This is a genomic window from Serratia sp. Res13-Sevr-LER1-36-b (assembly GCF_015673035.1).
GTDB lineage: Bacteria > Pseudomonadota > Gammaproteobacteria > Enterobacterales > Enterobacteriaceae > Chania > Chania fonticola_C.
On sequence record NZ_JADACK010000006.1, the window covers coordinates 1 to 16702 of the forward strand.

The 16702-nt window shown below is 56.6% G+C and carries 14 protein-coding genes; 1 reads left to right on the forward strand and 13 read right to left on the reverse strand.

The window, feature by feature from the left end:
* Positions 1-630: MFS transporter (locus IMQ33_RS05730; protein WP_196067751.1), on the reverse strand; the 630-nt coding region annotated here is incomplete at its 3' end.
* Positions 631-769: 139 nt separating this feature from the next.
* Positions 770-1633: a DMT family transporter gene (locus IMQ33_RS05735; RefSeq protein ID WP_065683103.1), complete on the reverse strand. Its 864-nt coding sequence runs from the start codon at positions 1631-1633 to the stop codon at positions 770-772.
* Between the two features lie 247 nt (positions 1634-1880).
* Here IMQ33_RS05735 and IMQ33_RS05740 point away from each other — a divergent pair, with 247 nt between their 5' ends.
* On the forward strand, positions 1881-2747 hold the full coding sequence (locus IMQ33_RS05740) for a LysR family transcriptional regulator (RefSeq protein ID WP_196062686.1): 867 nt from the start codon (positions 1881-1883) through the stop codon (positions 2745-2747).
* Between the two features lie 56 nt (positions 2748-2803).
* On the opposite strand, the gene nuoN is transcribed toward IMQ33_RS05740, so the two are convergent.
* The 11 genes from nuoN to nuoC form a co-directional block, all read right to left on the reverse strand.
* Positions 2804-4261, reverse strand: a complete 1458-nt coding sequence (gene nuoN / locus IMQ33_RS05745; RefSeq protein ID WP_021805986.1) for an NADH-quinone oxidoreductase subunit NuoN — start codon at positions 4259-4261, stop codon at positions 2804-2806.
* Positions 4262-4267: 6 nt separating this feature from the next.
* Entirely contained in the window at positions 4268-5797 is a 1530-nt protein-coding gene (nuoM, locus tag IMQ33_RS05750) for an NADH-quinone oxidoreductase subunit M (RefSeq protein ID WP_024485132.1), read from the reverse strand.
* A 98-nt stretch (positions 5798-5895) separates the two neighbouring features.
* Positions 5896-7743 carry an NADH-quinone oxidoreductase subunit L gene (gene nuoL, locus IMQ33_RS05755; RefSeq protein ID WP_098930391.1) on the reverse strand — a complete coding sequence of 616 codons (1848 nt, stop codon included), beginning with the start codon at positions 7741-7743 and terminating at the stop codon, positions 5896-5898.
* On the reverse strand, positions 7740-8042 hold the full coding sequence (nuoK, locus tag IMQ33_RS05760) for an NADH-quinone oxidoreductase subunit NuoK (protein WP_021178516.1): 303 nt from the start codon (positions 8040-8042) through the stop codon (positions 7740-7742). Before nuoK ends, nuoL begins: the two co-directional genes overlap by 4 nt.
* Positions 8039-8599, reverse strand: a complete 561-nt coding sequence (gene nuoJ, locus IMQ33_RS05765; protein ID WP_021805989.1) for an NADH-quinone oxidoreductase subunit J — start codon at positions 8597-8599, stop codon at positions 8039-8041. Before nuoJ ends, nuoK begins: the two co-directional genes overlap by 4 nt.
* 13 nt (positions 8600-8612) lie before the next feature.
* Positions 8613-9155 carry an NADH-quinone oxidoreductase subunit NuoI gene (gene nuoI, locus IMQ33_RS05770; protein ID WP_021178518.1) on the reverse strand — a complete coding sequence of 181 codons (543 nt, stop codon included), beginning with the start codon at positions 9153-9155 and terminating at the stop codon, positions 8613-8615.
* 14 nt (positions 9156-9169) lie between these two features.
* Complete coding sequence (nuoH, locus tag IMQ33_RS05775; RefSeq protein WP_021805990.1) at positions 9170-10147, reverse strand: NADH-quinone oxidoreductase subunit NuoH; 978 nt, start codon at positions 10145-10147, stop codon at positions 9170-9172.
* The gene (gene nuoG / locus IMQ33_RS05780; protein WP_098931879.1) at positions 10144-12879 is read right to left on the reverse strand and encodes an NADH-quinone oxidoreductase subunit NuoG; all 2736 of its coding nucleotides are present in this window, start codon (positions 12877-12879) and stop codon (positions 10144-10146) included. The genes nuoH and nuoG overlap by 4 nt, the downstream gene beginning before the upstream one ends.
* Positions 12880-12978: 99 nt before the next feature.
* A complete protein-coding gene (gene nuoF / locus IMQ33_RS05785; protein WP_021805992.1) occupies positions 12979-14331 on the reverse strand; it encodes an NADH-quinone oxidoreductase subunit NuoF in 1353 nt (450 codons plus the stop codon).
* Positions 14328-14879 (reverse strand): NADH-quinone oxidoreductase subunit NuoE, encoded by a 552-nt coding sequence (gene nuoE / locus IMQ33_RS05790; RefSeq protein ID WP_021178523.1) that lies wholly within the window; start codon positions 14877-14879, stop codon positions 14328-14330. The genes nuoF and nuoE overlap by 4 nt, the downstream gene beginning before the upstream one ends.
* A gap of 2 nt (positions 14880-14881) precedes the next feature.
* The gene (gene nuoC / locus IMQ33_RS05795; RefSeq protein WP_024529593.1) at positions 14882-16678 is read right to left on the reverse strand and encodes an NADH-quinone oxidoreductase subunit C/D; all 1797 of its coding nucleotides are present in this window, start codon (positions 16676-16678) and stop codon (positions 14882-14884) included.
* Between the last annotated feature and the right edge of the window lie 24 nt (positions 16679-16702).

Consider the following 16702-nt stretch of genomic DNA (forward strand, 5'->3'; position numbering starts at 1 on the left):
ACTGACGCTAGCTTTGACCACCACACGCGCAGGCCAGCTCAACATAATCCCCAAAGCGGCCATCGTCGCCACCGCCATGATGATCACAAATGGCATCGAGGTGGTATGAAAACCGGTCTGCAACGCTATACCGCTAAAAACAGGCCCCAATGCCAACCCGGCAGTAAAGGACAGGGTAGCAATTAGCGCCGCCTGCTTGCCACCGTCCGCAGGGCCAAAACGGACCAACGCAATATTTGCCGCACCGGTCAACGCCCCCGTGCCTACCCCGGCCAGCAAGCGAGCCATCAACATCAGGGAAAATGAATCGGCCAGGGCAAAAAGCAATGCTCCCAGCAATACCACCAGCAGTGCCGGGACGATCATGCTGCGTAAATCTTTCACCTTGCCAGCCAGGTTGCCCACAGCGAACAGGGAAATCAGTACCCCAGCGGCATAAGCCCCGTAGATCAGGGTCAGGTTGACCGAGGTCAGTGCCAGTTGCTGTTGGTACAAGGGATAAAGCGGCGTTGGCGCACTGCTGTTGAGCAGTGCCGACATCAATGCCAGAGCCAGAAATAGCACAATGGCACCAGGCGAGGAGGTCGTATTGGCTCGCGCGGTTTTATCAACGGCTACACCGTCGGACATGATTTTCTCCCTAAATACGCAGGCAAATCACCTCACCCGCAAAATATCAGGCGCTCATCATAGCGTTCAGAGCAAACCGCCAAAACCACCAACAATGCAGCACTATGATGCATTGTTGCAGGTGGCCAGAGCGGCAAAATCACACCGAAGCCGTGGCTACCTTTTTCGCAGGTGTACGGCGCAAAATGGCTAACGCTCCGGAAAGGATGATCAGCACCATGCCCGCCGCGGCGATAAACGACAGGGTCTGGGCAAAAATCAGGTAGCCGAGCAGCGTGGAGAAAATGATCGTACTGTAGGAAAGAATGCCGACGGTGACCGCATTGCCACCGCCATAGGCGCGGGTCATGGTGATCTGCCCCAGGCTGCCGAATACACCGATAGCGCAGACGTACAGCAGGCTGGTCGCATCCAACGCCGCGAATCCGACAATCGAACTCATCACCACGCCGAACAAGGTACCGACCAGCGAGAAGTAAAACACCACACGCAGTTCAGGCTCCCCGGTACGCACCAGTTTGCCGACGTTGAAATAGGCCAGCGCCGTCAGCAATCCAGACAGCAGGCCAATCAAGGTGGCGGTATATTCCCCGTTCGGTACATCTGGACGCAACAGGATCAGGATGCCCACAAAGCCCAGCAGCACCGAGAACAGCAACCTGCCGGTCAGTTGGCCTCTGGCCGTGACGAAGGTGATCACCGATTGGAAAATCGGATTGGTATAGCCCAGCGTGGTTGCGGTGGCGATAGGCAGATGGATCAGCGCATAGAAGCCGCAATACATGGCCGCATTGCCAATCGCGGCGCGCTTCATGTGCAAGCCAAGATGGCGGGTACGAAAACCGATATTTTTGATTTTTATCAGCGCCGCCACGATGGCCACGTTGATCAATGAACGGTAAAAAATAATATCGAAGAAACCGACCTTGGCCGAAGCCAGTTTGATGCAGGCCCCCATCAGCGCGAAGAACACGCTGGCAGCGACCATCCATAAAGCAACCATGATTTCCCCAGAATGCAGCCCTGCCGGGCTGCAGATAATCTCTTACGCGGCGGTTTTCACCGTTGGCAATTTGCTAGCGGCACTGACCAAGAATACCAGCATTTTTGCGCAAAATGGATTGCCTGCTACAAATAAGCTTGCTCCACAACCTCACGCAGATGCATTTACTTATCGCTTCCCAGATAATAACTGTCTCTGCCGCCGCTGGCGGTCAAAATAAATCGGATGCCACCAAGGACACTGCACAATGAATTGGGATGATGCACGCTTCTTCCTGGCGGTGGCACGCTGCGGTACATTACGCAAGGCTGCCCATGAGCTTCACGTCGATCAAGCTACCGTTGGGCGGCGGATCACCGCTTTCGAACAGGCGTTGGGTTCAAAGCTGTTTATTCGCACGCCAAAATCCTTCTCCCTCAGCCCGCTGGGTGAAGCCATGCTGGCAGAAGTGCTGGCGATGGAAAATGCGGTTCAGGCTATCGCCCGTAAAGCCAGCAGCGGCGATCAAAGCCTGGCGGGTGAAGTGCGCATCGCCACCACCGATACCTTGGCCGAGGCCTTTGTGATCCCGGCGCTGAAACGGCTGCGCGAGAAATACCCACAGATCACCATCACGCTACTGACGGCACTCAATATCTCCGACATCTCCTATCGCGGGGCAGATCTGGCTATCCGTGGTGCTCGCCCTGAATCTGATGAACTGGTCATCAAACGTCTGGCAACTATCGAGATGGGGTTATATGCCACGCAGGGCTATCTGGCTCAACACGGAACGCCAAGTAAAGGCGACTACCTGCGCGGCCACGATTTGCTGATGTTCCCACGCGACCTGGTGCCGCGCCATTGGGAAAACTTCGGCGGCGAAGCGCTAAATGAGCCAAATGTGGTGCTGCAATGCAACTCACAGCTGTTACTGCGTTCGGCAACGCGCAACGGGTTAGGCATCGGCCTGCTCTCTTGCTTCCTGGCCGATAGCGATCCCGATCTGGTGCGTATCCTCCCGGAGAATCAGGACTGGGTAGATATCTGGCTGGTGTTACATCCGGATTTGCAACACGCGGCAAGAATACGCGCGGTAGTTCAAGAACTGGAAGACTCGTTTAACAGCGTCTAACCCACAAAAAACAAGGGCCGCCATTTGGCGACCCTTGTTGTCTAGCTCGAGATCAATCAGAACATCGGCTGTGCCATCTGCACCAGCGTGATCAGCGGCTGCGGGTAGATACCCAGCAACAGCACCAACGCGGCAGAGATCAGCACCACCACACCACCGGCGGTCAACGCCCAGTTGTTTGGCGTATCACGAACCAGCGTTTCCGGCGCACTGAGGAACAGGCTGACGGTCACACGCAGGTAGTAGTACAAGCCGATAGCACTACCCAGCACTACGGCACCGGTCAACCACCACAGGTGAGCACTGACGCCCATCGCAATCACGAAGAACTTACCGATAAAGCCCAGCGTCATCGGGATACCGGCCAGGGACAACATCATCACCGTCATCACCGCTGACAGGATTGGCTTGTGCCAGAACAGGCCGCGATAGGAGAACAGCGAGTCGGCGTCCGGGCCACGGTACGGGCTGGACATCAGGCTAACCACACCGAAGGCACCCAGGCTGCTGAACAGGTAACCGGCCAGATAAACCCCGGCGGTTTCCAGCGACAGCTGGTGGGTTTGCACCGCAACCAGCGCCACCAACAGATAACCCAAGTGAGCGATCGAGGAGTAACCCAGCAGTCGCTTGATGTTGGTCTGGCTGATCGCCATCAGGTTACCGAACAGGATCGAGCAGACGGCGATGATAGACAACACCATCCGCAGCGCTTCGTTGTCTGCAGCCGGTGCGTACAGGAACAGACGCATCACAACGGCGAAGATCGCAATCTTGCTGGCGGTAGCCAGGAAGGTTGAGACCGGCGCTGGCGCCCCTTGATACACATCCGGCGTCCACAGCTGGAAAGGTACCAGGGAGAGTTTGAAGCCCAGACCGACGATCATCATGCCCATGCCTGCCAGGATCAGCGGCTGATGCATCATGTTCTCCTGCATGCTCTTGCCCAGGCCTGCCAGTGACAGATCACCGGATTCGGCATACAGCAGCGCCATGCCGAACAGCAGGAAGCTAGAGGCCGCCGCAGACAGCACCATGTACTTGATGGCCGCTTCCAGCGAACGCTTCTGGCGATAGGCGTAACCTATCAGACCAAACAGCGGCAGCGAGATCAGCTCAATACCCAGGAACAGTGAAGCCAGGTGGTTGGCGCTCGCCAGCAGAATGCCACCCATGGTAGCAATCAGCACCAGCAGGTAGAACTCTTCGCGGTTATCCGGGTAACCCACCAGCCATGGATAGGCGAAGGTACAGGTTGCCAGACTAGCCAGCACCACCAACCCGGTATAGAACATCGAGTAACCGTCAACCCGCACCAGCGGGGTGACGTCCATTGGGCCTACCTGGCCAACAAAGTAGAGTGAAAGCAGCGCCAGGTTAAGACCGATCACTGTCAGGGTGGCGTTGATAAAGTGGTCGCGTCGCCACGCAATGCACAGCATCACAACCACCACCGTCAATCCGACGATCAACAGCGGTAACAGTGCGATCAGTTGTTGAGGAGTTATTGTCATGGCGAATTACGGCCTTGTTGTTGAAATTGCTGAAACTGACGGACCAAACCAGTGTTGCACGTTGCTCATCGCCGCACTTGAGGTATCGAGGATTGGCTGAGGATAAACACCCAGCAGCACCAGCAGTACCACCAACAGCAGAATGATAAACAGTTCACGTGCGGTCATGCCCGGCAACGGTTGATCAGATTTCGGGGTGCCGTAGTAGGCACGCTGCATCATGATCAACGAGTAAACCGAAGCAAACACCAGACCGAAGGTAGAAATCACGGTGATCACTGGTACAACCTGGAAGCTGCCGAACAGGATCATGAATTCACCGACGAAGTTACCGGTACCCGGCATCCCCAGGGTTGCCACCGCGAAGAACAGCGACAGCGCAGGAAGATACTTGATACGTCCCCACAGGCCGCCCATCTGACGCATATCGCGAGTATGCAGACGTTCGTACAACTGGCCACAGATGATGAACATACCGGCGGCAGACAAGCCGTGGGCGATCATCTGGATCACTGCGCCCTGGTAAGCCAGCTGGCTACCGGTGTAGATGGCGATCAGTACGAAGCCCATATGGGAAACGGAGGTGTAGGCAATCAGACGTTTGATGTCGGTCTGCGCGAACGCCATCCAGGCACCGTAGAAGATACCAATCACACCCAGCCACATGGCGATAGGGGCAAACTCGGCGGACGCGTTCGGGAACAGCGGCAGGCTGAAACGCAGCAGGCCGTAGGCCGCCGTCTTCAGCAAGATCCCCGCCAGGTCGACAGAACCCGCCGTTGGTGCCTGGCTATGCGCATCTGGCAACCAGCCGTGCAATGGCACCACCGGCATTTTCACCGCAAACGCGATGAAGAAGCCCAGCATCAACAGGTATTCAACGTTGTGCGACATCGGGGTTTTCAGCAGATCTTCATAGTTGAAGGTCCACACGCCGGTCGCATTGTAGTGCACAAATACCAGGCCCATGATCGCAATCAACATCACCAGACCGCTGGCCTGGGTATAGATGAAGAACTTGGTTGCTGCGGTGATACGGGTTTTACCATCCGATGCTTTATGACCCCACAAGGCGATCAGGAAGTACATCGGCACCAGCATCATTTCCCAGAAGAAGAAGAACAGGAACAGGTCGATGGCCAGGAACACGCCGATCACGCCGCCCAGGATCCACAACAGGTTCAGGTGGAAGAAGCCCTGATACTTCTGGATTTCACGCCAGGAACAGAGGATCGCCAGCACGCCCAGGAAACCGGTCAGCACCACCATCAGCAGTGACAGGCCGTCCAGCGCCAGGTGAATGCTGATGCCAAAGCGCGGGATCCACGGCAACATAAACTCAGACTGCCACTGCGGCACGCCCTGCGGTTTTATCAACGAATAGCCCCCCTGCAACCACAGTTGCAGAGAAAGCGCCAACGTCAGCCCCATTGCGATCAACGCTATCCAGCGCGGCGCCTTAGTACCGAAACGCTCGCACTGCCAGCACAGCAGACCGCCGATAAAGGGGATAAGAATTAGCCAAGGTAATAGCATGGCGTTTTGTGTCCCTTATATGAATAATCTAAAAAACTTGTATCGGGCCCTTGTTCGACAAGGGCCGAACCCAAAATGCGTCTGTTTAAATTATTCAGTTAAACCAAAATCAACAGAGCCAGTACCAGCACTGCACCCACACCCATAGACGCGATATACCAGCGGATCTGACCGTTCTCACTCACCGTCAGGCCACGGTTCCCCCAGCGGGAGAACAGCGCAGGCAGATTCATCAGCGAGTTCAGCGGATCGCTTTGCAGCAGCTTGGCGATGCCCAGGTATGGCTTGACGAACACTTTGTCATACAGCCAGTCGAAGCCCCAGGCATGGAACCACCAGGTCGAGAAGAAACGACCCGGAGCGCTGTTCGCGATGCTGTTTACCAGGCGACGTTGGCCCAGCCACAGCGCAGCTGCCAGCAGGATCCCGACGATAGCGACCACGCCAGAGGCGATCTCCAACGTCAGAACGCTGCCGTGTGCCAGTTCAGTGGTTTCCGGTAGTACACCTTGCAACGGCGGCACAATCATCGCGCCGACGAAGGTGGACAGCACCATCAGAACCAACAGTGGCAGGTGGTGAGTAATACCTTTGCCCGCATGCGCTTTGATTTTCTCTTCGCCGTGGAACACGATGAAGATCATGCGGAAGGTATACAGTGAGGTCATGAATGCACCAATCAGACCGGCAATCATCAGGTTGAAGTGGCCGTTCGCCATGGCGCCCGCCAGGATTTCATCCTTACTGAAGAAGCCAGCGGTGACGATAGGCAGAGCAGACAGCGCCGCGCCCCCCACCAGGAAGCATACATAGACCAGCGGAATGCTCTTGCGCAGGCCACCCATCTTGAAGATGTTCTGCTCATGATGACAGGCCAGGATCACCGAACCGGAGGACAGGAACAGCAGCGCCTTGAAGAACGCGTGAGTCATCAGGTGGAAGATGGCCGCATCCCATGCCTGCACACCCAGCGCCAGGAACATGTAGCCAATCTGGCTCATGGTGGAATAGGCAAGCACGCGTTTGATGTCGGTCTGCACCAGCGCGGCAAAGCCCGCCAGCAGCAGCGTAACGCCACCAATGATGCCGACCAGATTCAGCACTTCCGGCGTCATCAGGAACAGGCCGTGCATACGAGCAATCAGGTAGACACCTGCGGTAACCATGGTTGCCGCGTGGATCAATGCAGACACCGGGGTTGGACCCGCCATCGCATCTGCCAGCCAGGTTTGCAACGGCAGCTGAGCCGATTTACCCACTGCGCCACCCAGTAACATCAGGGTTGCCCAGGTCAATGCCGTATCGCCAACCGCCAGTTTCTGCGGTGCCAGCACCATCAGTTCACGGATGTTCAGCGTACCCAGCTCGTGGTACAGGATGAACAGCGCAATGGCCAGGAACACGTCGCCCACGCGGGTAACGATGAAGGCTTTCATGGCCGCCGCGCCGTTGGCCGGATCTTTGTAGTAGAAGCCGATCAACAGGTAGCTGCACAGGCCCACGCCTTCCCAACCCAGGTACATCAGCAGCAGGTTGTCTGCCAGTACCAATATCACCATGCTGGCGATAAACAGGTTGGTGTAAGCGAAGAAGCGGGAGTAGCCCTCTTCACCACGCATGTACCAGGAAGCATACATGTGGATCAGGAAGCCAACGCCGGTGACTACCGACAGCATGGTCAGTGACAGGCCGTCCAGCACCAGGGTAACGCCGACGTTGAAGTCGCCAACGCTCATCCAGTTCCACAGGCTTTGCTCATACAGCTGCACGCCAGCGGCCCGTTGGCCCAGGAAATCAATCGCCACATACACCGTGACCAGTGCCGCCAGGCCAATCGACCCTACGCCAACGGTAGCCGCGGTGTTTTCAGACCAGCGACCACGGGAAAATGCCAACAGCAGGAACCCGATCAGCGGTAGCAGAATAGTTAAATATAATAGGTTCATCCGCGCATCTCACTGACAGTGTCAATATCCAGGGTATGCCGACGACGGTAGAGCTGTAGCAGCAACGCCAGGCCGATACTGGCCTCGGCTGCCGCCAGACTGATGGCCAGGATGTACATCACCTGCCCGTCTGTCTGGCCCCAATAGCTACCCGCCACGATAAACGCCAACGCCGCAGCGTTGATCATCACTTCCAGACTGATCAGCATAAACAGCAGGTTACGGCGTAACATCAAGCCGGTCAGCCCCAGGACGAACAGGATCGCCGCCAGGATCAGCCCATGTTGAAGAGGGATCATGCTTGGTCCTCCGATTTTCTTTTCGCCATTTCGCTGCTTGCCGGGGTATTGCTGAACACTTCACCCGGTTTGTGCTCACGACCAATGTGGAAGGCAACGACCAGGCCCGCCAACAGCAGCATTGAAGCCAGCTCAACCGCCAGCACGTAAGGACCAAACAGGCTGATCCCGACCGCTTTGGCGTCCACCATCTCACCGGTGATGCCCTGATCGGACACGCTGCGGATCGCCACAATCAGCACCACCAGCAAGATCAGTGACAGCAGACCAGGACCAATCCAGACGGCAGGTTTCAGCCAGTCGCGCTCTTGCTGCTGCACCGCGTTACCGAGGTTGAGCATCATGACCACGAACACGAACAGCACCATAATGGCACCGGCGTAGACGATGATTTCCAGAGCACCTGCAAAGTAGGCACCCAGTGAGAAAAAGACTGCCGAGATCGCCAGTAAAGAAACGATCAGATACAGCAGCGCATGCACAGGATTGGTATGCGAGATGACGCGAATGGTCGCGATAATCGCAATGAACCCTGCCAGATAAAAGGCAATTTCCATGCTTGCTGGCTCCTTAAGGCAACAGACCTTTGACGTCGATCGGTTTGGCTTCGTTTTCGGCTTCGCCTTTGGCTTTGCCGTCAATCGCCATACCGGCCATCCGGTAGAAGTTATATTCCGGATATTTACCCGGCCCCGAGATCAACAGATCTTCTTTTTCGTACACCAGATCCTGGCGCTTGAACTCACCCATTTCGAAATCCGGCGTCAGCTGGATCGCGGTGGTTGGGCAAGCTTCTTCGCACAGACCGCAGAAAATGCAGCGTGAGAAGTTGATGCGGAAAAACTCCGGATACCAACGGCCATCTTTCTGCTCTGCTTTTTGCAGGGAGATACAGCCAACCGGGCAGGCAACCGCACACAGGTTACAGGCCACGCAGCGCTCTTCACCGTCCGGATCGCGCGTCAGCACGATGCGGCCACGATAGCGCGGCGGCAGGTAAACCGGTTCTTCCGGATACATCTGGGTTTCGCGTTTGGCGAAGGCGTGCAGGCCAATCATCCAAAGGCTGCGCACCTGGGTGCCGAAACCAACCACTAACTCTTTCAATGTCATGGTTTATTCACCCCTTATTGAGCGTTGTACAAAATGACCGCGGCGGTTGCCAGCAGGTTCAGCAGCGTCAACGGCAGGCAAATCTTCCAGCCGAATGACATCACCTGGTCATAACGCGGACGCGGCAACGAAGCACGGATCAGAATGAACATCACCATGAAGAAGGCCGTTTTCAGTGCGAACCAGATGAATGGCGGCAGGAATGGACCCTGCCAACCGCCGAAGAACAACGTCACAATCAGGGCGGACACGGTCACGATACCGATGTATTCCCCCACGAAGAACAGACCGAATTTCATACCGGAATATTCAATGTGGTAACCGTCGGCCAGTTCCTGCTCGGCTTCCGGCTGGTCAAATGGGTGGCGGTGACATACCGCCACACCGGCAATCGCAAAGGTAATGAAACCAAAGAATTGCGGAATGACGTTCCAGATGTGCGCCTGTGACTCAACAATCGCCTGCATGTTGAACGAGTCGGCTTGCGCCACCACGCCCAGCACAGACAGGCCGAGGAACACTTCGTAGCTCAGGGTTTGTGCCGAAGCACGCATCGCCCCTAACAGCGAGTATTTGTTGTTACTGGACCAGCCAGCGAACAGCACGGCATACACCGCCAGGCCAGCCATCATCAGGAAGAACAGAATACCGATGTTGAGATCGGCCACCGACCAGGTCGGGCTGACCGGCACGATGGCAAAGGCCAACAGCAGCGAGGTAAAGGCAATCACCGGGGCCAGCGTAAAGATCATGCGGTCGGCGAAGGTCGGAACCCAGTCTTCTTTGAAGAACATTTTGATCATGTCGGCGACCAGCTGCAGCGAACCGCCCCAGCCGACACGGTTTGGTCCGTAACGGTTCTGGAACAGCCCCAGCAGACGGCGTTCGCCGAAGCTCATAAACGCCCCGCAGGTGACCACGACCAACAGGATCACCACCGCTTTCAACACGGCGATCAGGATGTCGATCACCTCAGGTGTCAACCAGCTCATAGTGCCGCCTCCCGCAGATTTTCAACCTTCGCACCCACCAGTACCGGCGGGATCCCTGGCAAGCCGAGTGGCAAACCAACCTGGCCTTGGCTCAGGGTTTCACTCAGGCGTACCGGCAAACGCAGAGTTTGACCGGCACAGCTGAACTCGACCCAGGCACCGGCATTGACACCAAGCTGCGCGGCATCGGCAACGTTGATCATCACGTAGGCCTGAGGCATACGCTGCTGGATCACTTCGGAACGCTGTGACATTTCGTCACTGCCAAACAGGTGGTAATACGGCGCAACACGCCAGCCTTCGGCTTTAAACGCCGTAGGGATAGCGGTGAAGTAACCGAGGTTGCCCTCCCCTGCTTCGATCAGGCGGATACCCGGATCGCCATGACGCAGTTTGCCACCCACTTCGGCCTGGAACTTGTTCCATGCCTGCGGTGAGTTCCAACCTGGAGCCCAGGCAAATGGGATCTGCTGACGGTCAGCCAGTGGGCTGTTGTTCCCTTCCATCGAGAAGGCGAACATGGTGTCTTTATCCTGCGGCTGACGCGGTTCATGCACGCTGATATCGGCACGCATCGCGGTGCGGCCACTGTAGCGGTGCGGTGAACGGGCCAGTTTCTGACCACGGATGCGGAAGGTCGCATCTGGTGCAGCTTCGACAATACCTTGTAACTGCGGCAATGCGCTCACGCAGGCGGCAATCACGTCATCTAGCTGAGTCCAGTCAACATGGCGGCTGGTGTAGGTGGAGTGCAGCGAGTGCATCCAACGCCAGCTTTCCAACATCACGCTGTAGATATTTTTCTTGGCATCATCGTAATAAGCCGGGTCGTAGACCTGGAAGAAGCGCTGAGCACGGCCTTCCTGGCTGACCAAGGTCCCATCGCTCTCTGCAAAACTGGCCGCAGACAGGATCAGGTTGGCTTTATCCATGATGGCGGTGCGCTGGTGATCGGCAACGATCAGGTTACTGATCTTGGCCAATGCGGCATCCACTTTGGCCGCCGGGGCGTGACGATAGAGATCGTTTTCCATCACGATGGCGGTATCAGCGGCACCACTTTCCAGTTGCACCAGTGCCTCGTCCAGCGAGCCACCACCAATCATCGCCAAGCCCATGCTGTTGGCGGCGGCTGCGACGAAGGTGATACCAACATTGGCACCGCGACCTTTCAACGCCTTGGCAATGTTGGCCGCAGCTTCAATGATCGCTTCACTACCCGCATTGCTGCCGGTAATGATCAATGGCTTCTGCGCACCGGCCAGGGCCTGTACGATCACATCAATTTTCTTGTTCAGGTCTTCGGCCAGATCGGTCACCGCGGGAGCGGAATCATCCAGCGCGTGGGCAATGGCGAAGCCTAAACGGGCTTGATCATCCACCGGTGCACGATAGTTCCAGGCGGCGATGTCGTCCAAGCGGGTGTTATCGACGTTAGTGACGAACAGCGGGTGTTTGGCGTGCTGCCCGATGGTTTGCACCGCCGCGATCTGCCAATCGGCAACGCGGTGTGCCGCAGCCATCGCGCGGGCTTTACCTTTCACTGCCTGACGCACCGACAGCGCGATACGAGCGCCGGTTTGGGTCAAATCTTCACCCAGTACCAACACCGCGTCGTAGCTTTCGATTTCACGCAGGTTAGGCGTATAGACGCCGCTGTTTTTCAACACGTTGAGCATCAGGTTCAGGCGCTGTTGTTCAGCCTGATTGATGCCGGTATAGAAGTTCTCGGCGCCGACCAGTTCACGCAACGCAAAGTTGCTTTCCAGGCTGGCACGCGGTGAACCGATACCGATGGTTTTGTTGGCCTGACGCAGAATATCTGCCGCGCCCTGCATCGCCTGCTCGGCGTTCAGGGTGATCCAGTCGTTGCCACGCAGTTGCTGCGGCTGACGAGGGCGATCTTTCTGGTTCACATAGCCATAACCAAAGCGGCCGCGGTCACACAGGAAATAGTGGTTTACGCTGCCGTTGTAACGGTTTTCGATACGACGCAGTTCGCCATAGCGCTCACCCGGGCTGGTGTTACAGCCGATGCTGCACTGCTGGCAGATGCTCGGGGCAAACTGCATGTCCCACTTACGGTTGTAACGCTCGGAGTGGGTTTTGTCGGTGAATACGCCGGTTGGGCACACTTCTACCAGGTTACCGGAGAACTCGCTTTCCAGCGTGCCGCTTTCCGGACGACCGAAATAGACGTTGTCGTGCGCGCCGTACACACCGAAATCGGTGCCATCTGCGTAGTCTTTGTAGTAACGCACACAACGGTAGCAGGCGATGCAGCGGTTCATCTCATGCGAGATAAATGGCCCCAGTTCCTGGTTGTTATGGGTACGCTTACTGAAGCGATATTTACGGAAGCTGTGGCCGGTCATTACTGTCATATCTTGCAGGTGACAGTTACCGCCCTCTTCACATACCGGACAGTCGTGCGGGTGGTTGGTCATCAACCACTCGACCACGCTTTCACGGAACTGTTTGGCTTCTGCGTCATCGATGGAAATAAAGGTTCCATCGGATGCCGGTGTCATACAGGACATCACCAAACGGCCACGCGTATCGTCCGCGTTTTGGTATTGCTTTACCGCACATTGGCGGCAAGCGCCGACGCTTCCAAGCGCCGGATGCCAGCAAAAGTAAGGAATATCGAGGCCGAGGGAGAGACACGCCTGCAACAGGTTGTCGGCTCCATCTACGTCGTATTCTTTGCCGTCTACATGAATCGTAGCCATAGTCAGCATGCTTCCAAGTGGCCTGCCCATAAGGCAGGCGTTAATCAAAAATTCTGGCCGTGTTTCGGGGCGCGCTCACCGCACCCTGGCAAAGCGGGATTACCAGCGTTGCTTCAACAAGTTGTTTGGCTGAATGCCGCCAACCGCCTGGAGATTGCCCAAGTACTGTGGGGAAATCCCGGCTTCAAACTCTTCACGGAAATATTTAATCGCGCTTTGCAGTGGCTCTACGGCACCTGGCGCATGGGCGCAGAAGGTTTTACCTGGGCCAAGGGAACGGCACAGCTGCTCGAGGGTTTCGATATCCCCCGGTTGGCCTTCGCCTCTTTCCAAAGCACGCAGGATCTTCACGCTCCACGGCAAGCCGTCACGGCACGGTGTACACCAGCCACAGGACTCACGGGCAAAGAACTCTTCCAGGTTACGCACCAGGGGAACCATGCCGATTTCGTGATCCACCGCCATCGCTAGCGCCGTACCTAAACGGCTGCCCGCTTTACCGATGCTTTCGAAGTCCATTGGCAGATCCAGATGGTCGGCGGTCAGGAAATCGGTACCCGCCCCGCCCGGCTGCCAGGCTTTAAATTTCAGGCCATCGCGCATGCCACCGGCGTAATCTTCCAGAATTTCACGCGCGGTAGTGCCAAACGGCAGCTCCCAGACGCCTGGGTTTTTCACCCGGCCTGAGAAGCCCATCAGTTTGGTACCAGCGTCGTTACTCTTACCGGCGGAGATCCCTTTGTACCAGTCCACACCATGCTCGAGGATGGCAGGCACGTTACACAGGGTCTCCACGTTGTTCACGCAGGTCGGTTTGCCCCATACGCCCACGGAAGCGGGGAATGGCGGCTTGGAGCGCGGGTTGGCGCGGCGGCCTTCCAGCGAGTTGATCAGCGCCGTTTCTTCACCGCAGATGTAGCGGCCAGCGCCGGTGTGGACGAACAGCTCGAAGTCAAAGCCGCTGCCCATGATATTTTTGCCCAGCAGGCCTGCTTCGGTAGCTTCCGCAATCGCACGGCGCAGATGCACTGCGGCCTCGACGTATTCGCCACGCAGGAAGATGTAACCCCGGTAGGCTTTCAGCGCGAATGCCGAAATCAGCATGCCTTCCACCAACAGGTGCGGCAGTTGCTCCATCAGCAGACGGTCTTTATAGGTGCCCGGTTCCATTTCATCGGCGTTACACAGCAGGTAACGGATGTTCATGGATTCGTCTTTCGGCATCAGGCTCCACTTCAAACCGGTGGAGAAACCTGCACCGCCACGGCCTTTCAGCCCGGCATCTTTCACCAGTGTGACGATGTCGTCGGCGGCCATGCCTTTCAGCGCTTTTTCCGCGCCCTGGTAACCGTTCTTGCTGCGATATTCATCCAGCCATACCGGCTGTTGGTCATCGCGCAGGCGCCAGGTCAGCGGATGCATTTCGGCAGTACGTTTGATATCAATCATCATTTATACCGCTCCAACAGTTCGACCGCGTTTTCTGGCGTCAGGTGAGCATGAGTATCTTCATCGATCATCATGTTCGGGCCTTTGTCGCAGTTGCCCAGACAGCAGGTCGGCAGCAGGGTGAAACGACCGTCGAAGGTAGTCTGGCCCGGCTTGATGTTGAGTTTCTTTTCCAGCGCGGCCTGAATACCCTGGTAGCCGTTGATGTGACAAACCACGCTGTCACAGTAACGGATCACGTGGCGTCCTACTGGCTGGCGGAAAATCTGGCTGTAGAACGTGGCCACGCCTTCTACGTCGCTGGCTGGGATGCCCAGCACTTCAGCGATGGCATAAATCGCCCCATCCGGAACCCAGCCACGCTGCTTCTGCACGATCTTCAGTGCTTCAATGGAGGCGGCGCGTGGATCCTCGTAATGGTGCTTTTCGTGCTCGATCGCATCACGTTCTTCCGCGCTCAGCACAAATGCATCAGCGCCGCTCTGGGGAGCGGCTGCATTGGTGGCCTCAAGCGCATCGTGACTCACGTGAGTGTCTTTAAGATCATGCATAGTTAGCGGTCCACATCTGACATTACAAAATCGATACTACCCAGATAGACGATCAGGTCAGAGACCAGGCTGCCACGGATCACCGCAGGGATTTGCTGCAGGTGAGCATAGCTTGGCGTACGGATCCTGGTGCGATAGCTCATGGTGCTGCCGTCGCTGGTCAGGTAGTAGCTGTTGATCCCTTTCGTGGCTTCAACCATCTGGAATGATTCGTTAGCTGGCATCACCGGGCCCCAGGAAACCTGCAGGAAGTGGGTGATCAGCGTTTCAATATGCTGCAGCGTGCGCTCTTTCGGCGGCGGCGTGGTCAGCGGATGATCGGCCTTGAACGGGCCTTCCGGCATGTTGTTCAGGCACTGCTCAAGAATGCGCAGGCTCTGGCGCAGCTCTTCCACTTTCAGCATCACACGGGTGTAGCAGTCGCTGTTGCCGTCGCCGACCGGAACTTCGAAATCGAAGTTTTCATAGCCGGAGTATGGACGCCATTTACGCACGTCAAACTCAACGCCGGTAGCACGCAGGCCAGCACCGGTCACACCCCATTCCAACGCTTCTTTCGCGTTGTAAGAAGCGACGCCGACAGAACGCCCTTTCAGAATGGTGTTGTGCAGTGCGGCTTTCACATAGGAGTCGAGGCGTTTCGGCATCCAGTCTAGGAAGTCACGCAGCAGGCGATCCCAGCCACGCGGCAGGTCGTGTGCCACGCCACCAATACGGAACCAGGCCGGGTGCATACGGAAACCGGTAATCGCTTCCACCAGATCGTACACTTTCTGCCGATCGGTAAAGGCGAAGAACACCGGGGTCATGGCGCCCACGTCCTGGATAAAGGTACTGATATACAGCAGGTGGCTGTTGATGCGGAACAGTTCAGACAGCATCACGCGGATGGTGTTGACACGATCCGGCACCACGATCCCGGCCAGTTTTTCCACCGCCAGTACGTAAGGCATTTCGTTTACGCAGCCGCCGAGGTATTCGATACGGTCGGTATACGGGATAAAGCTGTGCCAGGACTGGCGTTCGCCCATCTTCTCTGCGCCACGGTGGTGGTAGCCCACGTCCGGCACACAGTCAACGATGTCTTCACCGTCCAGCTGCAGAATAATACGGAATGCACCGTGTGAAGACGGGTGGTTCGGGCCGAGGTTGAGGAACATGAAGTCCTCGTTTTCGGTGCCGCGCTTCATGCCCCACTCTTCCGGCTTGAACTTCAGCGATTCCATCTCCAGATCTTCTTTCTGTTTGGTCAACACAAAGGGATCGAATTCGGTAGCACGCGCCGGGTAGTCTTTACGCAGTGGATGGCCTTCCCAGGTCTGCGGCATCATGATGCGCGTCAGGTGCGGGTGGCCGTCGAAGGTAATACCGAACATTTCCCAGGTTTCGCGCTCATACCAGTTGGCATTCGGGAAAATCTTGGTTGCTGTGGGCACGTGCAGGTCTTTTTCAGACAGCGCCACTTTCAGCATGATGTCACGGTTACGTTCGACAGAAATCAGATGGTAGAAAACAGAGAAGTCCGCGGCAGGCAAGCCTTCACGGTGGGTACGAAGACGCTCGTCCATGCCATGCAGATCGAACAGCATGACGTACGGCTTCGGTTGTTTTCTCAAAAAGGTCATCACTTCCAGCAACTGCTCAACTTTAACCCATACCACGGGCATTCCGGTACGGGTGGGCTGAACAGTAAAGGCTTCCGGCCCAAAACGGTTGCGCAGTTCGCCGATCACCGGATCATCGAGATGATCGCGGGTATGCCAAGCAGGCAGAGCTTCGTGCGTCGTTAAATCTGTCATAATTTTTTTCACCACACTAAAGGG